At 70.6% G+C, this 19,504-nt stretch carries 18 protein-coding genes and 1 pseudogene; 17 read left to right on the top strand and 2 right to left on the bottom strand.

Going from position 1 to position 19,504, the window contains the following annotated elements; genetic code table 11:
- The first annotated feature begins 132 nt into the window (after positions 1 to 132).
- Positions 133 to 1,221 (top strand): peptide chain release factor 1, encoded by a 1,089-nt coding sequence (prfA, locus tag KBX26_RS23020; RefSeq protein WP_030333152.1) that lies wholly within the window; start codon positions 133 to 135, stop codon positions 1,219 to 1,221.
- A 60-nt stretch (positions 1,222 to 1,281) separates the two neighbouring features.
- Here the strand turns inward: prfA and KBX26_RS23015 are convergent, their stop codons facing one another.
- Positions 1,282 to 2,826, bottom strand: coding sequence for a diguanylate cyclase (locus tag KBX26_RS23015; protein ID WP_030333154.1), 1,545 nt, complete (start codon positions 2,824 to 2,826; stop codon positions 1,282 to 1,284).
- 73 nt (positions 2,827 to 2,899) lie between these two features.
- Between KBX26_RS23015 and prmC the strand changes: the two genes are divergently transcribed.
- From prmC to KBX26_RS22995, 4 genes and pseudogenes are all read left to right on the top strand, one after another.
- The gene (gene prmC, locus KBX26_RS23010) at positions 2,900 to 3,814 is read left to right on the top strand and encodes a peptide chain release factor N(5)-glutamine methyltransferase (protein WP_030333155.1); all 915 of its coding nucleotides are present in this window, start codon (positions 2,900 to 2,902) and stop codon (positions 3,812 to 3,814) included.
- A gap of 19 nt (positions 3,815 to 3,833) precedes the next feature.
- Positions 3,834 to 4,494 (top strand): annotated as a pseudogene (locus tag KBX26_RS23005) (L-threonylcarbamoyladenylate synthase).
- A complete protein-coding gene (locus tag KBX26_RS23000) occupies positions 4,495 to 5,106 on the top strand; it encodes a phosphotyrosine protein phosphatase (protein WP_210858512.1) in 612 nt (203 codons plus the stop codon).
- Positions 5,107 to 5,236: 130 nt separating this feature from the next.
- Positions 5,237 to 7,348, top strand: a complete 2,112-nt coding sequence (locus KBX26_RS22995; RefSeq protein ID WP_210858514.1) for a transglycosylase domain-containing protein — start codon at positions 5,237 to 5,239, stop codon at positions 7,346 to 7,348.
- Positions 7,349 to 7,468: 120 nt separating this feature from the next.
- Here the strand turns inward: KBX26_RS22995 and KBX26_RS22990 are convergent, their stop codons facing one another.
- On the bottom strand, positions 7,469 to 8,932 hold the full coding sequence (locus tag KBX26_RS22990; RefSeq protein WP_030333163.1) for an SDR family oxidoreductase: 1,464 nt from the start codon (positions 8,930 to 8,932) through the stop codon (positions 7,469 to 7,471).
- Between the two features lie 35 nt (positions 8,933 to 8,967).
- Between KBX26_RS22990 and glyA the strand changes: the two genes are divergently transcribed.
- The 12 genes from glyA (at position 8,968) to KBX26_RS22930 (ending at position 19,496) form a co-directional block, all read left to right on the top strand.
- Positions 8,968 to 10,257 (top strand): serine hydroxymethyltransferase, encoded by a 1,290-nt coding sequence (glyA, locus tag KBX26_RS22985; protein ID WP_030333165.1) that lies wholly within the window; start codon positions 8,968 to 8,970, stop codon positions 10,255 to 10,257.
- Positions 10,250 to 10,675 (top strand): hypothetical protein, encoded by a 426-nt coding sequence (locus tag KBX26_RS22980; protein ID WP_030333167.1) that lies wholly within the window; start codon positions 10,250 to 10,252, stop codon positions 10,673 to 10,675. Before glyA ends, KBX26_RS22980 begins: the two co-directional genes overlap by 8 nt.
- A gap of 181 nt (positions 10,676 to 10,856) precedes the next feature.
- Positions 10,857 to 11,093 carry an AtpZ/AtpI family protein gene (locus KBX26_RS22975; protein ID WP_030333169.1) on the top strand — a complete coding sequence of 79 codons (237 nt, stop codon included), beginning with the start codon at positions 10,857 to 10,859 and terminating at the stop codon, positions 11,091 to 11,093.
- A gap of 11 nt (positions 11,094 to 11,104) precedes the next feature.
- On the top strand, positions 11,105 to 11,899 hold the full coding sequence (atpB, locus tag KBX26_RS22970) for a F0F1 ATP synthase subunit A (protein WP_030333171.1): 795 nt from the start codon (positions 11,105 to 11,107) through the stop codon (positions 11,897 to 11,899).
- A 66-nt stretch (positions 11,900 to 11,965) separates the two neighbouring features.
- Positions 11,966 to 12,208: an ATP synthase subunit C gene (locus tag KBX26_RS22965; RefSeq protein ID WP_030333173.1), complete on the top strand. Its 243-nt coding sequence runs from the start codon at positions 11,966 to 11,968 to the stop codon at positions 12,206 to 12,208.
- A 26-nt stretch (positions 12,209 to 12,234) separates the two neighbouring features.
- Complete coding sequence (locus KBX26_RS22960; RefSeq protein WP_030333175.1) at positions 12,235 to 12,774, top strand: F0F1 ATP synthase subunit B; 540 nt, start codon at positions 12,235 to 12,237, stop codon at positions 12,772 to 12,774.
- Positions 12,774 to 13,595 carry a F0F1 ATP synthase subunit delta gene (locus KBX26_RS22955; protein ID WP_030333177.1) on the top strand — a complete coding sequence of 274 codons (822 nt, stop codon included), beginning with the start codon at positions 12,774 to 12,776 and terminating at the stop codon, positions 13,593 to 13,595. Before KBX26_RS22960 ends, KBX26_RS22955 begins: the two co-directional genes overlap by 1 nt.
- A 141-nt stretch (positions 13,596 to 13,736) precedes the next feature.
- Positions 13,737 to 15,389 (top strand): F0F1 ATP synthase subunit alpha, encoded by a 1,653-nt coding sequence (atpA, locus tag KBX26_RS22950; protein WP_030333179.1) that lies wholly within the window; start codon positions 13,737 to 13,739, stop codon positions 15,387 to 15,389.
- A gap of 4 nt (positions 15,390 to 15,393) precedes the next feature.
- Complete coding sequence (locus KBX26_RS22945; protein ID WP_030333181.1) at positions 15,394 to 16,323, top strand: F0F1 ATP synthase subunit gamma; 930 nt, start codon at positions 15,394 to 15,396, stop codon at positions 16,321 to 16,323.
- The gene (gene atpD, locus KBX26_RS22940; protein WP_030333183.1) at positions 16,323 to 17,759 is read left to right on the top strand and encodes a F0F1 ATP synthase subunit beta; all 1,437 of its coding nucleotides are present in this window, start codon (positions 16,323 to 16,325) and stop codon (positions 17,757 to 17,759) included. The genes KBX26_RS22945 and atpD overlap by 1 nt, the downstream gene beginning before the upstream one ends.
- 224 nt (positions 17,760 to 17,983) lie before the next feature.
- Positions 17,984 to 19,126, top strand: coding sequence for an LCP family protein (locus tag KBX26_RS22935; protein WP_030333184.1), 1,143 nt, complete (start codon positions 17,984 to 17,986; stop codon positions 19,124 to 19,126).
- 88 nt (positions 19,127 to 19,214) lie between these two features.
- The gene (locus tag KBX26_RS22930; RefSeq protein ID WP_030333186.1) at positions 19,215 to 19,496 is read left to right on the top strand and encodes a F0F1 ATP synthase subunit epsilon; all 282 of its coding nucleotides are present in this window, start codon (positions 19,215 to 19,217) and stop codon (positions 19,494 to 19,496) included.
- Positions 19,497 to 19,504: the final 8 nt, after the last annotated feature.

The raw sequence follows: 19,504 nt of genomic DNA, 5'->3' as shown, positions 1-19,504 counted from the left end.
TCCTCGTTCGGCGCCCGCGTCCGGTTTTCCGCCGGACGCGGGCGCCGTCCGCATTTCCCTCAGTTTTCCGCCCGGCCGCTGGCCCCCCGGCCCGGCCCGGTCGTCGCGCACCGTCGAAGGAGCATCCGCAGCATGAGCAGCGAGCGTCTGGCCGGCCTTCTCGACGAGTACGCGCAGCTGGAGAAGCGGTTGGCCGACCCGGCCATCCACGCCGACCAGGCCACCGCGCGCAGGGTCGGCCGCCGGTACGCCGAGCTGGTGCCGCTGCACAAGGCCGCCGACGAGTTGGAGCAGGCCCGCGCCGATCTGGCCGCGGCTCGCGAGCTGGCCGCCGAGGACCCGTCCTTCGCGGGTGAGGCGGAGTCCATCGCCGAGTCCCTGCCGGTGCTGGAGGAGCGCCTCGCCGAGCTGCTCATTCCGCGCGACCCGCACGACGCCAAGGACGTGATCGTCGAGATCAAGGCCGGTGAGGGTGGCGAGGAGTCGGCGCTGTTCGCCGGTGATCTGCTGCGGATGTACACCCGCTACGCCGAGCGGCACGGTTGGGTCACCGAGGTGATCGACGCGCAGGATTCCGACCTGGGCGGGGTCAAGGACGTCTCCCTGTCGATCAAGACCAAGGGTGTGCCGGAGGGCGGCAACGGCGTCTGGTCGCGGCTCAAGTGGGAGGGCGGCGTACACCGGGTGCAGCGCGTCCCGGTGACCGAGTCGCAGGGCCGGATCCACACCAGCGCCGCCGGGGTGCTGGTGCTGCCGGAGGCCGAGGACGTCGACGTCACCATCGACCAGAACGACCTGCGCATCGACGTGTTCCGCTCGTCCGGCCCGGGCGGCCAGTCGGTCAACACCACCGACTCGGCGGTGCGGATCACCCACCTGCCGACCGGCATCGTCGTCTCCTGCCAGAACGAGAAGTCCCAGTTGCAGAACCGGGAACAGGCGATGCGGATCCTGCGGGCCCGGCTGCTCGCCGCCGCGCAGGAGCAGGCCGACGCCGCCGCCTCGGACGCGCGCAAGGCGCAGGTACGCACTGTGGACCGCTCGGAGCGGATCCGCACCTACAACTTCCCGCAGAACCGGATCACCGATCACCGGATCGGCTACACCGCGTACAACCTGGACCTGGCGCTCGGCGGCGAGCTGGACGGGGTGCTGGACGCCCTCACCGAGGCCGACCGTGCCGCCCGGCTCGCCGGCGACACCGAGCTGACCCGCCGCTGACCACGGCGCTCGACCTGGTCGCGGCGCTCGACCCGCCGCTGATCGGGGCGGGCCGGGCGGTCAGCTCGCGCGGGGGCGGGTCTTGGCGCGGAGCATCTCGCGGTCGGCCTGCTCGAACGCGACGCTGAGCGCGTCGCGCAGCCCGCTGCCACCGGAGACCTCGGCGAAGCCGATGCTCACCCCGACCGGGGTGCCCGGCACCAACGATTCCCAGTCCTCCAGTCGGACCGCTGCCTCGATCCGGCGGGCCACCTCGGCGGCCTCGGCCATGCCGGTGTCCGGCAGCACCACCACGAATTCGTCACCGCCGTAGCGGGCCACGAAATCGCCCCGGCGCATCACCCGGTTGATCACGCCGGCGATGCGTTGGAGCACCAGGTCGCCGGAGTGGTGCCCGTGCCGGGTGTTGACCGCCTTGAAGCCGTCCAGGTCGCAGACGCCGATCACCACCCGGTCGCCGCGGGTGACCACAGCGGTGATGTAGCGCTCCAGCCGGCGGCGGTTGGGCAGCCCGGTGAGCGGGTCGGTCAACGCCTCGCCCTCGAAGCGCGCCGCCTCGCGGCGCATCTCCTCGTGGTCGATGCGGGCGGCGATGCCGTCGATGTACACGTCGCGCAGCCGGTCGTTGCGCTGCGCGGCGAGCCGGAACGCCAGCCGGTCGGCCCGGTGCGCGGCCAGGTGGTCCCCGGCGCGGGTCAGCGCGATGCTGCGCAGTCGGGCCGGCTCGGCCGCCCCGAGCGTCTCGTTGGACACCTGGACGGTGTCCAGTCGGGTGACCGCTTCGATCGGTCGACCGTCGGCGACCGCGAGGCACACCTGCCCCAGTTGACGCAGGTCGCGGGCCCGGGCGCTGTCCCCACCGTGGCTGATCAACCGGGCTGGCTCGGTGCCCTCGGTCGCCACCTGGTCGCCGAGCGCGGCCTGTCGGGCGGCCGCGTAGCCGTACGCGGCGAGGCTGCTCGGGCGCAGCTGCCCGGCACGCCCGGCGCGAACGAAGCGGGCCAGGTCGGCCGCCACGTCCCGCAGCACCCGCAGACAACCGTCGCTGTCGCCGTTGTGGTCCAGGGCCACGGCGTTGCGCAGCCGGATGCCCGGTGCGGCGAACGTCTCCTCCGGGATCCCGGCGGTCAGCCCGAGCTGCCGGGCCCGCTCGATGGCGCCCAGCGCGTACCCGTGGAAGCTCAGGTAGCTGTAGGCCATGGCCAGGTCGTGCCAGCCCCAGGCGGTGTCCCGGTCCGGGTCGGCGACGGCGCCCAGCGCGCGGGCCGCTCGGACGAGGTGCATGACGCAGCGGTCCAGCGCTCCCTGGTGGTGCGCGGCGAGCGCGGCCAGCGCGTTGAGGTGACCGTGCAGGTACGGCTCGGCGAGGTCGCGGACGGCCGCCGACGCCTCCTCGATGGCCCTGGTGAACTCCGCGGTTCGACCGAGATTGATCAGCGCGGAGAGGCGCTGCACCATGGCGTCCGCTCGCGCCGCCGGGTCGTTGGTGGTGCGGATCACCCGCTCCAGCAGGACGTACGACTCCGCGGAGCGGCTGGCCTCCTGCAACGCCCGGGCGTGCGTGAGGGCGTCAACCTGGTCCTCGACCCGGTCGAGCCAGCCCACCCGCCAACCTCCTGTCGTGCGCGCCAGGGCGCACCTGTTCGTCACGTCGCCCGCGACGCTTCATGATTATGTCGTGAGTACTTTGCCGCAACACCCCCCCGAAGGGACAGGCCCGGTCCGGCCGTCCGCCGCGGTGGCCCGGGCGGCCCGCTCGCTCGCCGCCGCCGGGGTCGGCTCCGCCCGGGTGGAGGCCGAGTTGTTGGCGGCGTACGTGCTGGGGGTTCCCCGGGGCCGGCTGGCGCTCGCCGACGACCTCAGCGGCGACCAGTTGGTGCGGCTCGACGAGCTGACCCGCCGCCGCGCGGCGCGTGAGCCGTTGCAGCACCTGACCGGTCGGGCCGGGTTCCGGCACCTGGAGCTGTCGGTCGGCCCGGGTGTCTTCGTGCCCCGGCCGGAGACCGAGCTGCTGGCCGGCTGGGGCATCGAGCAGGCCCAGGGTCGGCCGGAGCCGCTGGTGGTGGACCTGTGCAGCGGCTCGGGCGCGATCGCCCTGGCGGTGGCCCAGGAGTTGCCGGCGGCGCGGGTGATCGCTGTGGAACGGTCCCCGGCGGCGCTGACCTGGCTGCGGCGCAACGCGGCGGAGCGGGCGGCGGCGGGGGACCGGCCGATCGAGGTGGTCGAGGCCGACGTGACCGCGCCGGACCTGCTGGCCGAGCTGGTGGGCCGGGTGGACGTGCTGCTGTGCAACCCGCCGTACGTGCCGGACGACGTGGTGGTCCCGCCCGAGGTGGCCGGGCACGACCCGGCGGAGGCGGTCTTCGGTGGCGCGGACGGTCTGGTGGTGATCCGGCCGGTCGTCGCCCGGGCGGCGGTGCTGTTGCGCCCTGGAGGCGTGCTCGGCGTCGAGCACGACGACACCCACGGGGTGGCGGTGCCCGGGCTGCTCGCCGAGGACGGCGGCTTCACCGCCGTGGCGGAGCATCCGGACCTCACCGGGCGTCCCCGCTTCGCGACCGCGTCCCGACGGGCGGACGGCCAGCGGGCCTAGATCGGGGCGGCGTGGCAGACTGACTCCTCGTGATGCTCTACGACTGCCGGTCGCCCGCCGATCGGGACCGCGGCATCGCTGCGGCGATCGAGGCGGTCAAGAACGGCGAGCTGGTTGTTCTTCCGACCGACACGGTGTACGGGATCGGCGCGGACGCGTTCACCCCGTACGCGGTGAAGGCGCTGCTGGATGCCAAGGGCCGGGGTCGGCAGATGCCGCCGCCGGTGCTGATCGGCTCGCGGCACACCCTCGACGGGTTGGTCTTCTCGCTGCCCACCGCCGCCCGGGACCTGGTGGAGGCGTTCTGGCCCGGTGCGTTGACGATCGTGGTCGAGCACTCGCCGAGCCTGCAGTGGGACCTGGGCGACAAGACCGGCACGGTGGCGGTGCGGATGCCGCTGCACCCGGTGGCGTTGGAGGTGCTGCGCGAGACCGGCCCGATGGCGGTGTCGTCGGCGAACAAGACCGGCCAGCCGGCCGCTGTCACCGCCAACGAGGCGCGTGATCAGCTCAGCTACTCGGTGCGGGCCTATCTGGAGGCCGGGCCGTGCCCGGACCCGGTGCCCTCCACGATCGTGGATCTGACCGGTGAGGTGCCGCAGCTGTTGCGGGCCGGGGCGATCCCTCTGGAGAAGCTGCGCGACGTGGTTCCGGATCTCGTCGACGGTCGGGCGGTCTGAGTGCCCCCGTTCACGGTTCTGCACGTGTGCATGGGCAACATCTGCCGCTCGCCGATGGCGGAGCGGCTGCTCGCGCTGGCGGTGCGGGAGCGCCTGACCCGGCGTGCGCAGGACCCGGCCCAGGCCGAGGAACTGGTGCACAGCCACAGCGCCGGCACGGGTGGCTGGCACGCGGGCGAGGAGATGAACCCGCCGGCGGCACGGCAGGTCACCGGCCGTGGCGGGGACGTGGCCGGGTTCGCGGCGCGCAAGCTGCGCTCGGACCACATCGACGCCGCCGACCTGGTCCTGACCGCCACCGCCGACCAGCAGGAGTACGTGGTGGCGCTCCGCCCGGACGCGGCGGCCCGCACGTTCGTGCTCGGCGAGTTCGGTCGGCTGCTGGCGGCGGTGGACGCCGCCGCGCTGCCGCCGGGCGACGCCACCCCGGAGGCCGTCTACGCCCGGGGCGTGGCAGTGGTGGCGGCGGCCCACGACGCGCGGCTGGGCACTTCGGCGCTGCCCACCGATGACCTGGACGACCCGTGGGGTCGTGGCGACCAGTGCTTCAGCCGGGTCGCCGACGAGATCGAGGAGACGGTCCACCCGCTGGCCGGCGTACTGCTGCCCTGAGCGTGGTGCGCGCTGCCGCCCCGGGCGTGGTGCGAGTTTCCTCCGGGTTTGGGGAAAACCCGGGGCTAAAGGGGCGTTCCGGGTCATTCTGAACGGGTCCTAGCGTGACCGGCTCCTGCGGGGAGAGCTGATGATCCGGGCCCAACTCGACAAACTGCTGACCGTGGTGATCGCCGGCGTGCTGGCCGGGCTGGTGCTGGCCGCCGCCGCCCTGCCCGTCGCCCTGGTCTTCGGGATCGGCTTCAGCGCCCTGTCGACGCCGTACTCGGAGCTGCCGAACACACTCCGTACGCCGCCCACCGCGCAGCGGTCCAACCTCTACGCCAACGACGGCACCACCCTGATCACCTCCTTCTACCAGGAGGACCGGGTGGACGTGCCACTGCACGAGGTGGCCCCGGTGATGCGCCAGGCGATAGTGGCCGCCGAGGACGTCCGGTTCTACCAGCACAGCGGGGTCGACCTGCGGGGCGTGGTGCGCGCGTTCACAGTCAACAAACGCGACGGCCAGACCCGGCAGGGCGCCTCCACGCTGACCATGCAGTACGTGCGCAACGTGCTCAGCAACGACCCCCGACTCACCGAGGCCCAACGGGAAGCCGCCACCGAACTCACCACCGTCCGCAAGCTCCAGGAGATGCGGTACGCGCTCGCCCTGGAACGGGAGCTCGACAAGGACGAGATCCTGACCCGCTACCTCAACATCGCCTACTTCGGCGCCGGGGCGTACGGCATCGCGGCGGCCAGCAAGCGGTACTTCTCCCGGTCCCCGGCCGAGTTGACCCTGGCCCAGGCGGCGCTGCTCGCCGGCCTGGTGCGCTCGCCGGACAGCGACGACCCGATCAACGGCGACGCCGACAGCGCGGTGGCCCGGCGGTCGTACGTCCTGGAACGGCTGGTGGAGTCGGGGCAGGTGCCGGCGGACGCGGCAGCGGCAGCGCGCGCCGAACCCCTGCAGCTGCGACCCAGCGAGACCCCGAACGACTGCACCGGGGTGCCCGACGCGCACAACGACTGGGGCTTCTTCTGCGACTGGTTCACCCGCTGGTGGAGCAGCCAGTCCGCGTTCGGGGCGACCGCCGACGAGCGGCAGCGCGCGCTGCGCCGGGGCGGGTTCTCCATCGTGTCGTCGCTGGACCCGGGAGTGCAGCGGGCCACCACCGAGCAGGTGTTGAAGATCTATCCCATGAGCCGGGCCGAGGCGGTGCCCACCGCCGTCGTGCAACCGGGCACCGGGCGGGTGCTGGCGATGTCGGTGAACCGCGCGTACAGCGTGGCGGACAACCCGGTCGGGCAGAAGAACCACCCGAACACCGTCAACCAGTTGATCGCCGGCGGTGGCGCGATCGAGGGATACCAGGGCGGTTCGACGTTCAAGCTCTTCACCCTGCTGGCGGCGTTGGAGTCCGGCCTGCCGCTGTCGACCGAGTTCGTGGCGCCGACCCAGCTGCTCACCCGCTTCCCGGTGACCGGGGCGGCGAGTTGCGACGGCCACTGGTGCCCGGCGAACGCCAGCCCGTCGTCGATGGACGGCCCCCGCACCATGTGGAGCGCGTTCGGCCGCTCGGTGAACACGTACTTCGCCTGGCTCACCGAGAAGGTTGGTGCCGACCGGGTGGTGGAGATGGCCGAGCGGCTCGGCATCGTGCTGCGGGCCAAGTCTGACGCCGAGCTGGCCCGCTACGGCGCGAAGGACTGGGGTCCGTTCACCCTGGGCGTGGCCGCGACCACCCCGCTGGACCTGGCCAGCGCGTACGCCACGGTGGCGGCCGAGGGGACCTCGTGTGCGCCGCTGCCGGTGGTCTCGATCGCCGACTCGAACGGCCGGCCGGTCGACGCCGCCAAGCCGGACTGCCGGCAGGTGCTCGACGCCGATGTGGCGCGGGCGGCCACCGACGCGGCTCGCTGCCCGGTCGGGGACCAGTCGATGTACGGGCGCTGCGACGGTGCCACCGCACCGGGGCTGCGGGCGAAGCTCGGCCGCCCGGTGGCCGGCAAGACCGGCAGCTCGGAACGGTACGAGACGGAGACGGTGGTGGCGTTCACGCCGCAGCTCGCGGTCGCCTCGATGGCCGCCAACCCGGACGATCCCCGCGACGCGGTCGGTCAGGCGGTGCAGGCCCAGATGGTGAACGCGGTCGGTGCGGTGCTGTCCTACGCCCTGCGCGACGAACCGGTCCGCGACTTCGTCCCGCCGAGCGAGCGAACGGCCTTCCAAACCCAACCCCAAGCCGGCAACTAACCCCCCCGCACCTGTCACCCCCGCGATCTTGCACTTTCTGCCCAGACAAAAGGCGCGAAAGTTCGTGATTCGACGACAGGAAGTGCAAGATCGCCGGGTAGGGGGGCGGGGCGGGCGACGTCAGCGGGGTTGTTCGGCGTTGCGGGCGATGTTGCGGGCCATCCCGCCGAAGACCACAGCGTGGAACGGGGCCACCGACCCCCAGTAGGCGTGCCCGGCGAGGCCGCGTGGCAGGAAGACAGCGCGTTGCTGGTAGCGGCTGCGGCCGTCGTCGGTGGGTAGCACGCGCATCTCCAGCCAGGCCCGGCCGGGCAGCCGCATCTCGGCACGCAGTCGCAGCAACTCGCCCGGGACGATCTCCTCGACCCGCCAGAAGTCCAGCGCCTCACCGACCTGGAGGCGGTGCGGGTCGCGTCGACCCCGCCGCAGCCCGACCCCACCGACCAGCCGGTCCAGCCAGCCCCGGATCGACCAGGCGAGGGGGAAGGAGTACCAGCCGTGTTCGCCGCCGACGCCCTCGACGACCCGCCAGAGCGCCGCCGGTGGGGCGTCCACCACCCGCTCCCGGACGTCGGTGTAGGCGGTGCCGCCGGACCAGTCCGGGTCGCTGGGCAGCGGCTCGGCGGGCGCGTCCGGGCCGCTCGCGGTGGACCAGCGGGTCTCCACCTGGGCGTCGCGTACCTTGGCCAGCGCAAGCGCCACCGCCTGGTCGAACCCGGTCAGGCCGTCGGGCGGGTCCGGGACGTAGCGGGCGATGTCGTGTTCGTGGGCGACCGCCTCGTGGATCAGGCTCTCCACCAGCGGGCGGGCGATCTTGTTCGGCACCGGGGTGACCAGACCGACCCAGTGCGACGAGAGCGACGGGGTGAGCGGACGGACCGGCACGATGACGCGTCGGCGCAGCTCGGCCACCCGCGCGTAGCGCTGCATCATCTCGCGGAAGGTCAGCACGTCCGGCCCGCCGACGTCGAAGCCCCGGTTGACCTCGGCCGGCAGATCGGCGCAGCCGGCCAGGTAGCGCAGCACGTCGCGGACCGCTATCGGTTGGATCCGGTTGTGCACCCAACGCGGAGTGACCATGACGGGCAGTCGCTCGGTCAGGTAGCGCAGCATCTCGAACGACGCCGAGCCGGACCCGATGATCACCGCGGCCCGGAGCACCGCCGTGGGCACTCCGCTGGCCAGCAGGATCCGGCCCACCTCGGCGCGGGAACGCAGGTGCGGGGACGGCACCTCAGCATCGGAGGCCGGTTCCGGGCCGCCCAGGTAGACGATCCGCCGGACGCCGGCCGCCCGCGCCGCCGCCGCGAAGTTGGTCGCCGCCGCCCGGTCGGCCGCCTCGAAGTCGGACCGGCCCAGCGAGTGCACCAGGAAGTACGCGACGTCCACGTCGGCGAACGCGGCGGCCAGCGTCTCCGGTCGGCTCAGGTCGCCCTCGACGATCTCGGCCGCCGAGGCCCAGGGGACGTCGCGCAGCCGCACCGCCTTACGGGCGAGGCAGCGCACGGTGTGCCCGTTGGCGAGCAGCAGCGGCGTCAGCCGCCCGCCGATGTAGCCGGTCGCTCCGGTGACGAGGCATCTCACGGGTCCCAGTCTGCTGCCCCCTAGACTCGTTTGCTGTGGAGACCGAGACGAGCACCTTCTGGGGGCCGGATTTCGCCCAGCTCAGGGCCACCGATCCGGAGATCGCCGGGGTGGTCCTCGGCGAGTTGGACCGGTTGCGGGGCGGCCTGCAGCTGATCGCCAGCGAGAATCTGACCTCGCCCGCGGTGCTGGCGGCGCTCGGTTCGACGCTGACCAACAAGTACGCCGAGGGCTACCCGGGCCGGCGCTACTACGGCGGCTGCGCCGAGGTGGACCGGGCGGAGGAGATCGGCATCGCCCGGGCCAAGGAGCTCTTCGGGGCCGAGCACGCCAACCTCCAGCCGCACTCCGGGGCGAGCGCCAACCTGGCCGCGTACGCCGCGCTGGTGCAGCCGGGGGACACGGTGCTGGCGATGGACCTGCCGCACGGCGGGCACCTCACCCACGGCAGCCGGGTGAACTTCTCCGGCAAGTGGTTCCACCCGGTCGGCTATCCGGTCCGGCCGGACACCGAGCTGATCGACTACGACGAGGTACGGGACCTGGCACGGGCGCACCGACCGAAGTTGATCATCTGTGGGGCCACCGCCTACCCGCGCCTGATCGACTTCGCCCGGTTCCGGGAGATCGCCGACGAGGTCGGCGCGTACCTGATGGTGGACGCGGCGCACTTCATCGGCCTGGTCGCCGGCCGGGCGATCCCGTCGCCGGTGCCGTACGCCGACGTCGTCTGCGCCACCACCCACAAGGTGCTGCGTGGCCCGCGCGGCGGCATGATCCTGTGCCGCGAGTCGTTGGCGCAGCGGATCGACAAGGCGGTCTTCCCGTTCACCCAGGGCGGCCCGCTGATGCACGCGGTCGCGGCCAAGGCGGTCGCGCTGCGCGAGGCCGCCCAGCCCGAGTTCCAGACGTACGCCCGGCAGGTGGTCAGCAACGCCCAGGCGCTCGCCGCCGGGCTGGCCGACGAGGGGATGCGCCCGGTGTCCGGTGGCACCGACACCCACCTCGCCCTGATCGACCTGCGGGAGCTGGGGGTGACCGGCACCGAGGCCGAGCGTCGCTGCGACGCCGCCTCGATCACCCTGAACAAGAACGCGATCCCGTACGACCCGCAGCCGCCGATGGTGGCCTCCGGCATCCGGGTCGGCACACCGAGCGTGACCACGCAGGGGATGCGCGAGGGGGAGCTGCGCCAGGTGGCGACGATGATCGCCCGCGCGGTGCGCACCGATCCCGGCACTCCGGGCGGGGCTGACCAGCTGACCCGGCTCGGCGCCGAGGTGGCCGAGCTGGTCGCGACGTTCCCGGCGTACCCCCGTGGCTGAGCCCGGGGTGGTCGAGCCGGACACCGACCGGCGGTGGCGGCTGCGGCACCTGCCGGTGCTGCTGGCCGCGTCGGCGGTGCTGGCCGCGGTCGCCGCGCTGGTGGGCGGGGTGACCGGCGGTCTGACCGGGGCGCTCGGCGCGGCGGCCGGCGTGGGTGTCACGGTGTTCAGCTACACCCTGACCACTGTGGTGCTGGCCCGGGCCGACCAGATCAACCCGCAGTTGCTGCTGCCGCTCGGCGTGGGGCTGTACGTGCTGAAGTTCAGCCTGCTGGGTGGGGTGCTGGTGGCGGTGGCGTCGACCGGCTGGTCCGGGTTGATCCCGCTTTGCCTCGGCATCGTCGCCGGGGTGGCAGTGTGGACGGCGGTACACATCTGGTGGCTGACCACGGTGCACGCTCGTCGGGCGCACAGCTGACCTGACGGTCGTCCCACTTTTCGGACGCGCCGCAATGTGTCGGCCTCCGGTCATTTTCCGACGGGCGGGAGGGGAGTAGCGTGCCCACAGACGACGGCGCCCACGAGAAGCCCACACAACGACGGTTGTGCGGGGGGTGAGGCACAGCCTCGTCTTCCCGGCTGATATCGTTCGCCCCGTCATGGCTGGTGACCAAACCCCCCGTCCCGCCGGTGAACCGGACGATTATCCGTCCGGCGCCGGTCAGGGTTGGACCGCGCTCAGCTACCTCGTCGGAGGCATGCTCGTGTGGGGTTTCATCGGCTGGTTGGTTGACCAGTGGCTCGACACCGGTGGCGTCGCCACCGGCATCGGAGTCGTGCTCGGTATGGCCGGGGGGATCATCCTGGTCGTTCGCCGGCTCGGCACGCCAACTTAGGAAGGGACGCGGTGTTCGGACAGGCGAACGTTCTGGCAGCGGGCCAGGCGGGATTCCCACCCACGGTGGACGACTTCTACCTGCCCAGCATCCTGCCCTGGGGTCAGGACTCAATCTGGTTCACCAAGATCACGGCGATGGTCTGGATCGCGGTCGGCGTCCTGATCATCTTCTTCCTGGCGACCTACCGGAACCCGCAACTGGTACCGACGAAGAAGCAGTGGTTCGCCGAGTCGATCTACGGCTTCGTGCGCAACAACATCGCCGTCGACATGATCGGTCACCAGGGGGTGCGGTTCGCCCCGTACTTCACGACCCTGTTCTGCTTCGTGCTGCTGACGAACGCGTTCGCGATCATCCCGTTCTTCCAGATCTCGCCGAACTCGCACATCGCCTTCCCGGCGATCCTCGCGATCATCAGCTACGTGCTGTTCAACTACATCGGCATCAAGAAGCACGGCTTCGTCAAATACTTCAAGAACTCGCTGATCCCGCCGGCACCGTGGTACATCCTGCCGCTGCTGATCCCGATCGAGCTCTTCTCGACCTTCATCGTCCGGCCGTTCTCGCTCGCGGTTCGTCTCTTCGCGAACATGTTCGCCGGTCACATGCTCCTGCTGGTCTTCACGCTCGGCGGTTTCGCGATGCTGAGCGCCAACGCCTGGCTGGCTCCGGTCTCGGTGCTCTCCTGGGTGATGACCATCGCGCTCACCTTCCTCGAGTTCCTGGTGATCTGCCTGCAGGCATACGTCTTCACCGTCCTCACCGCCAGCTACGTGCAGGGCGCGCTCGCCGACGAGCACTGATCCACCGCACCAACCGTTGTCGTCCCGCGTGAGAGTCACGCGTGATAACCAGGAGGAACCACACCAATGGACGCTAGCGTTCTCGCCGAGGTCACCGGTAGCACCGCTGCCATCGGCTACGGCCTCGCCGCCATCGGCCCCGGCATCGGCGTCGGCCTGGTCTTCGCCGCCTACATCCAGTCGACCGCCCGCCAGCCGGAGTCGTCCCGGATGACCCTGCCGTACGTCTGGATCGGCTTCGCCGTCATCGAGGCGCTGGCGCTGCTGGGCATCGCCTTCGGCTTCATCTGGGCCGGTTCGGCTTCCTGATCCCGCCCCTAGACCGGGAGGCAATCATGTACTTCCTCGCCGCTGAGGGTGGTGAGTCCGCCCACAACCCGATCATCCCGCTCTGGCAGGAGGTCGTGGTCGGTTCGGTGGCCTTCGCCGTGCTCTGCTTCGTGTTGATGAAGTTCGTCTTCCCGCGCATGGAGCAGACGTTCCAGGCTCGGGTCGACGCGATCGAGGGCGGCATCAAGCGCGCCGAGGCCGCCCAGGCCGAGGCGAACCAGCTGCTCGAGCAGTACCGTGCCCAGCTCGCTGAGGCCCGGACCGACGCCGCCAAGATCCGTGACGACGCGCGGGCCGACGCCGAGGGCATCCGGCAGGACATCCTCGCCAAGGCGCGGGAGGAGTCCGACCGGGTCATCCAGGCCGGCAAGGACGCGCTCGCCGCCGAGCGGGCCACCATCGTGCGCGAGCTGCGCGCGGAGGTCGGCACCATCGCGGTGGACCTGGCCAGCAAGATCGTCGGCGAGTCGCTCGCTGACGAGGCACGGCGCAAGGGCACCGTCGACCGGTTCCTGAGCGGTCTCGAGAGCACGGGGGCCCGCTGATGCAGGCCGCCAGCCGGGAGTCGTACAAGATCGCGGCCGAGCGCCTCGACGAGTACGTCCGCGGCGCGGAGCCGTCGGCGGTGGCCTCCACCGCCGACGCCATCCTCTCCGTGGCGTCCCTGCTGCGGCGGGAGCCGCGGCTGCGTCGGGCGCTGTCCGAGCCGGCCCGTTCCGGTGCGGACCGCGGCGCGCTGCTCGGCGACATGCTGGGTGGGCGGATCGGCGCCGACGCGCTCGACCTGCTCGTCTCGCTGGTCTCCGGCCGTTGGTCGGCACCGTCGGAGTTGCTCGACGGCACCGAGCGCCTCGGCGTGGAGGCGCTGCTCGCCAGCGCCGACAAGGCCGGCGAGCTGGGCGAGGTCGAGGACGAGCTGTTCCGCTTCGGCCAGGTCGTGGCCGGTCAGCCGGCGCTGAGCAACGCGCTCGCCGACCCGGTCGCCCCGATCGAGCAGCGGGCCACCCTGGCCCGCGAGCTGCTCGCCGACAAGGCCCGTCCGGTCACCGTCCGCCTCGTCGAGGCGGCGCTCGGCGGGTTCGGGGGACGCTCCTTCAGCGGAGCGCTCACCCGGCTGGTCGAGCTGGCCGCCGACCGGCGTGACCGGCAGGTGGCGTACGTGACCGTCGCGGCCCCGTTGAGTGACGAGGACGAGCGTCGGCTGGGTGCGAGCCTCACCGCGATATACGGTCGAGAGGTGTCCGTCAAGCAGACGGTCGACCCCGCCGTCCTCGGTGGCGTGAGCGTCCGGGTCGGCTCCGACCTGTACGACGGCACCATCCTGCGCCGCCTCAACGAGACCCGCAACGCGCTCGCGAAGCGCTGAACGGCTTCGCCGCCCCGCGGCTGAGCGGCTCAGCCGCCCAGCGACTGAGCGGCTTCGCCGCCCAGCGCCCGGATTGACAGACGCCATTCGGACCGGTTGGTACTAGGTATCCCGGGCCCCTGAATTTTAAGGAAGCAGAGGATGGCCGAGCTGACCATCTCGACGGAGGAGATCCGCGGCGCCCTGGAGCGCTACGTCTCCTCCTACACGTCCGACGTCTCCCGCGAGGAGGTCGGCACCGTCGCCGACACCGGTGACGGCATCGCCCACGTCGAGGGCCTGCCCTCGACCAAGACCAACGAGCTCCTGGAGTTCGAGGACGGCACGCTCGGCGTGGCGTTGAACCTCGACGTGCGGGAGATCGGCGTCGTCGTCCTCGGTGACTCCGCCAAGCTGGAGGAGGGGCAGCGGGTCAAGCGCACCAACCGGGTGCTCTCGGTTCCGGTCGGTGACGCCTTCCTCGGCCGCGTGGTCAACGCGCTCGGCCAGCCGATCGACGGGCTCGGCGACATCGCCGACGAGGGCTACCGCGAGCTGGAGCTGCAGGCTCCGAACGTGATGTCCCGGCAGTCGGTGTTCGAGCCGCTGCAGACCGGCATCAAGGCGATCGACGCGATGACCCCGATCGGTCGGGGCCAGCGGCAGCTGATCATCGGTGACCGGAAGACGGGCAAGACCACCGTCGCCCTGGACGCCATCCTCAACCAGCGCGACAACTGGCGCACCGGCGACCCGAAGAAGCAGGTTCGCTGCATCTACGTCGCCATCGGCCAGAAGGCCTCCACCATCGCCTCGATCAAGGGGCAGCTGGAGGAGGCGGGCGCGCTGGAATACACCACCATCGTCGCCTCGCCGGCGTCCGACCCGGCCGGCTTCAAGTACCTCGCCCCGTACACCGGCTCGTCCATCGGACAGCACTGGATGTACGGCGGCAAGCACGTCCTGATCGTCTTCGACGACCTGAGCAAGCAGGCCGAGGCGTACCGGGCCGTGTCGCTGCTGCTGCGTCGCCCGCCGGGCCGTGAGGCGTACCCGGGTGACGTCTTCTACCTGCACTCCCGCCTGCTGGAGCGCTGCGCGAAGCTCTCCGACGAGCTGGGTGGCGGCTCGATGACCGGTCTGCCGATCATCGAGACGAAGGCCAACGACATCTCGGCCTTCATCCCGACCAACGTCATCTCGATCACCGACGGCCAGATCTTCCTGGAGACCGACCTGTTCAACCAGGGCGTTCGTCCGGCGATCAACGTCGGCACCTCGGTCTCCCGGGTCGGCGGCGCCGCCCAGGTGAAGCCGATGCGCAAGGTCGCCGGCTCGCTGCGGCTCAACCTGGCCCAGTACCGCGAGCTGGAGGCGTTCGCCGCCTTCGCCTCCGACCTGGACCGGGCCTCCCGGGCCCAGCTGGACCGCGGTGTCCGGCTGGTCGAGCTGCTCAAGCAGCCGAACTACTCGCCGTACCCGGTGCAGGAAGAGGTCGTCTCGGTCTGGGCCGGCACCGAGGGCAAGCTGGACGACATCCCGGTGGGTGACATCCGGCGCTTCGAGGCCGAGTTCCTCCAGTACCTGCGGCACAAGCACGAGGGTGTGCTGGCCGGGATCGCCGACAACCAGTGGGGCGACGACATCGTCAGCTCGCTGGACACGGCGATCACCGAGTTCAAGCAGGTCTTCCTCAACAAGGACGAGGAGCGTCGGGTCAACGACGCGCCGGCCGCCCCGCTTGAGGGCGACGAGAACCGCGAGACGGTGACCCGCTTCCGCGACGGCGCGACCGACCGCCCGGCCGAGAGCTGATCTGATGGCGGCCCAGGTACGCGTTCTTCGTCAACGGATCCGCTCGGCGAAGTCGATGAAGAAGATCACCAAGGCGATGGAGCTCGTGGCGACGAGCCGGATCGCCAAGGCTCAGGCCCGGGTGCAGGCGTCCCTGCCGTACGCCCAGGCCATCACCGGTGTGCTCACGGCGCTGGCGTCCAACGCGCGGATCGACCACCCGCTGCTCACCCCGCGCGAGCGGGTGCGGCGGGCCGGCGTCCTGTTGGTCACCAGCGACCGTGGCCTGGCCGGTGGTTACAGCTCCAACGCGATCAGGATGGCCGAGTCGCTGATCGCACGCCTCAAGGCGGACGGCAAGGAGCCCGTGCTCTACGTCATCGGGCGTAAGGGTGTCGGGTTCTACCGGTTCCGCGACCGGCCGATCGAGGCGAACTGGACCGGGTTCAGCGAGCAGCCGTCGTTCGAGGACGCCCGCGCCGTGGGTGAGACGCTGATCAAGGCGTTCACCGCCGGTGCGGACGACGTCGACGGCGGTGCCGGTGCGGACGGGGTGCTCGGCGTCGACGAGTTGCACATCGTCTACACCGAGTTCCACTCGCTCATGACGCAGAACCCGGTTACCAAGATCATTGGTCCGATGCAGGTGGAGGACCGGCCGCGCTCCGAGGGGCTGCTGCCGGCGTACGAGTTCGAGCCGGAGGCGGAGGCGCTGCTCGACGCGCTCCTGCCGAGGTACATCAACACGCGGATCTACGCGGCGTTGATCGAGTCGGCGGCGAGTGAGTCGGCGGCACGGCGGCGGGCGATGAAGAGCGCCACCGACAACGCCGAAGACATGATCGAGAAGTACACGCGTGAGATGAACTCGGCTCGCCAGGCCGGGATCACCCAGGAGATCAGCGAGATCGTCGGCGGCGCCAACGCGCTGGCCGCGTCGGGAAGTGAAGTGTGATGACTGCCCCAGTAGAGACCAAGACGGCCACGGGTCGCGTGGTCCGGGTCATCGGCCCGGTCGTCGACGCCGAGTTCCCGCGCGACGCCATGCCTGCCCTGTTCAACGCCCTGAACGTCACCGTGGACCTGTCCGGCGGTGAGAAGACGCTGACCCTGGAGGTCGCCCAGCACCTGGGTGACAACCTGGTCCGCGCCATCTCGATGCAGCCGACGGACGGCCTGGTCCGCGGCGCGGAGGTTCGTGACCGCGGCGAGCCGATCACCGTTCCGGTGGGCGACGCGGTCAAGGGCCACGTGTTCAACGCGATCGGCGAGGTGCTCAACCTCAAGGAGGGCGAGACCCTCACCCCGGACGACCGCTGGGGTATCCACCGCAAGGCCCCGGCCTTCGCGGACCTGGAGCCGAAGACCGAGATGCTGGAGACCGGCATCAAGGTCATCGACCTGCTCGCCCCGTACGTCAAGGGCGGCAAGATCGGCCTGTTCGGCGGCGCGGGCGTGGGCAAGACGGTGCTCATCCAGGAGATGATCACCCGTGTTGCCCGTAACTTCGGTGGTACCTCGGTCTTCGCCGGCGTGGGTGAGCGCACCCGTGAGGGCAACGACCTCATCGCCGAGATGACCGAGTCCGGCGTCATCGACAAGACCGCGCTGGTCTACGGCCAGATGGACGAGCCGCCGGGCACCCGTCTGCGGGTGGCGCTCTCCGCGCTGACCATGGCGGAGTACTTCCGGGACGTGAAGAAGCAGGAGGTGCTGCTCTTCATCGACAACATCTTCCGCTTCACCCAGGCCGGTTCGGAGGTGTCCACCCTGCTCGGCCGGATGCCGAGCGCCGTCGGTTACCAGCCGACCCTGGCCGACGAGATGGGCGAGCTCCAGGAGCGGATCACCTCCGTCCGGGGCCAGGCCATCACCTCGATGCAGGCGATCTACGTGCCGGCGGACGACTACACCGACCCCGCCCCGGCCACCACGTTCGCCCACCTGGACGCGACCACCAACCTGGAGCGGTCGATCTCCGACAAGGGCATCTACCCGGCAGTGGACCCGCTGGCGTCCTCGTCCCGGATCCTCGCCCCGGAGTTCGTCGGCCAGGAGCACTTCCAGGTCGCCACCGAGGTGAAGCGGATCCTGCAGCGCTACAAGGACCTGCAGGACATCATCGCCATCCTCGGTATCGAGGAGCTCTCCGAGGAAGACAAGATCACCGTGGCCCGGGCCCGGCGGATCGAGCGCTTCCTGTCGCAGAACACGTACGCGGCGGAGCAGTTCACCGGCGTGCCGGGCTCGACGGTCCCGATCAAGGAGACCATCGAGGCGTTCCGCAAGATCAGCGAGGGTGAGTACGATCACTTCCCCGAGCAGGCGTTCTTCATGTGCGGCGGTCTCGACGACCTGGAGAAGAAGGCTGAGGAGCTGATGAAGGGCTGACCAGCCCCATCTGATCCGCAACAAAAAGACTGCCCCGGCAATGCCGGGGCAGTCTTTTGTTCATGTTCGCGTCCTACCATCGTCGCGGTCCGTTACTCGTGGTCGGCACTTCCGCGACTGCCGAGCTACGGTTCGTTCCGCGCGCTCACCTGAACGAGCGTTGATCTTTGCAACCTTTCGAGGACGTGCGCCCGTCTTTCTCGTCGTGGGCGTAACGAACGGAGATGCTCGTGGGTAAGGCCGGCAAGCGTGGCCGCAAGCCGTCCATCTGGCGAGGTGTGCCACGGTGGGCCAGGATCTGCACGGTGTTCGGCGCCGTGCTGACAGTGCTCAGCGGTGCGGTGCTGGTTGGCACCGAGGTGCTCATGGCCCGCTACGAGGGGGCCGTCGGCAAGGCTGACCTGTTCGGCGACCAGGCGGCGGGTGCCCAGGCGAAGAAGAGCGAGATCAAGGGTCCGCTCAACATCCTGCTCGTCGGCATCGACCCGCGTACGCCGACGGCCGCGCCACTGGCCGACTCGATCATGGTGCTGCACGTGCCGGCGTCGATGGACCGGGCCTACCTGTTCTCGCTGCCGCGCGACCTCTACGTGCAGATCCCAGCGTTCAAGAAGGCCGAGTTCCCGGGCGAGACCACGAAGATCAACGCTGCCATGTCGTTCGGCAGCAGGGTGCCGGGGGCCAACCCCGACGCGGCACGGGGTTTCGAGCTGCTGGCCACCACAGTGCAGAAGGTGACCGGCATCAAGCGCTTCGACGCTGGCGCGATCATCAACTTCACCGGCTTCCAAAAGATCGTCGACGCCATGGGTGGCGTCGACATGTACATCGAGCGCGACGTGAGGTCCGAGCACAAGAAGCCGGACGGCACGCCGCGTCCGGGCAACACCCGTGGTGAGGGCTACGTCGGCCCGCAGGCGGTCTACAAGAAGGGCAACCAGCACCTGAGTGGGTGGCAGGCGTTGGACTACGTCCGGCAGCGCTACCCGAAGAACGGCGTTCCGGACTCCGACTACGGGCGGCAGCGCCACCAGCAGCAGTTCGTCAAGGCCATGGTCGGCCAGGCGTTCAGCGCCGACGTGGTGTCCAATCCCATCAAGCTGGACAAGGTGCTCCGCGCCGCCGGGCAGTCGCTGATCTTCAACGGTCGGGGAAACAGCGTGGTCGACTTCGGGATCGCCCTGAAGGACATCCGCCCGAACACCATCGAGATGATCAAGCTGCCCGGTGGTGGCGTCTTCGACGGTAAGAAGTACCTGGGTGAGCAGTTCAAGGAAGGGGTCCCGGACTTCTTCACCGCCCTGCACAACGAGCAACTCGACCCGTTCCTGCTCGAGCACCCGGAATTCGTCAACAAGGCCAAGTAGTCCCGGCGTCGTTGTCCCCACCCGCGTTGGGCGCGCCGCGCCGTCAGGCTAGACTTTCGGCAATCCGTAGCCGCAGCAAGGAGACAGCGTGGCACAGCAGCTTCACGTCGAGCTCGTCGCCGTCGAGGAGAAGGTCTGGTCCGGTGACGCCGAGATGGTCGTCGCCCGGACGACCGAGGGCGAGCTCGGTGTCCTGCCGGGGCACGCGCCGCTTCTCGGCCAGCTCGCCGAGCCCGGCCAGGTGCGCATCAAGCTCGCCGGCGGTGAGCAGGTCGCCTACGAGGTGGCCGGTGGCTTCCTCTCGGTGAGCGCCGACGGTGTCACCGTGCTGGCCGAGAGCGCAACCCCGGTCTCCGCGCAGAGCCGCTGAGCCACACC

Origin of the sequence: Micromonospora sp. C97 (genome assembly GCF_018070385.1) — a bacterium.
Lineage (GTDB): Bacteria > Actinomycetota > Actinomycetes > Mycobacteriales > Micromonosporaceae > Micromonospora > Micromonospora parva.
The sequence above is the reverse complement of the archived record's forward strand: the minus strand, read 5'-3'. Positions and strand labels throughout refer to the sequence as shown.

What these genes read in the sequence shown, in the direction of transcription:
- prfA (WP_030333152.1), top strand. Translation starts at nt 133, where the DNA reads ATGAGCAGCGAGCGTCTGGCCGGCCTTCTCGACGAGTACGCGCAGCTG.
- KBX26_RS22995 (WP_210858514.1), top strand. Translation starts at nt 5,237, where the DNA reads ATGATCCGGGCCCAACTCGACAAACTGCTGACCGTGGTGATCGCCGGC.
- KBX26_RS22975 (WP_030333169.1), top strand. Translation starts at nt 10,857, where the DNA reads ATGGCTGGTGACCAAACCCCCCGTCCCGCCGGTGAACCGGACGATTAT.
- KBX26_RS22965 (WP_030333173.1), top strand. Translation starts at nt 11,966, where the DNA reads ATGGACGCTAGCGTTCTCGCCGAGGTCACCGGTAGCACCGCTGCCATC.
- KBX26_RS22960 (WP_030333175.1), top strand. Translation starts at nt 12,235, where the DNA reads ATGTACTTCCTCGCCGCTGAGGGTGGTGAGTCCGCCCACAACCCGATC.
- KBX26_RS22955 (WP_030333177.1), top strand. Translation starts at nt 12,774, where the DNA reads ATGCAGGCCGCCAGCCGGGAGTCGTACAAGATCGCGGCCGAGCGCCTC.
- atpA (WP_030333179.1), top strand. Translation starts at nt 13,737, where the DNA reads ATGGCCGAGCTGACCATCTCGACGGAGGAGATCCGCGGCGCCCTGGAG.
- KBX26_RS22945 (WP_030333181.1), top strand. Translation starts at nt 15,394, where the DNA reads ATGGCGGCCCAGGTACGCGTTCTTCGTCAACGGATCCGCTCGGCGAAG.
- atpD (WP_030333183.1), top strand. Translation starts at nt 16,323, where the DNA reads ATGACTGCCCCAGTAGAGACCAAGACGGCCACGGGTCGCGTGGTCCGG.
- KBX26_RS22935 (WP_030333184.1), top strand. Translation starts at nt 17,984, where the DNA reads ATGCTCGTGGGTAAGGCCGGCAAGCGTGGCCGCAAGCCGTCCATCTGG.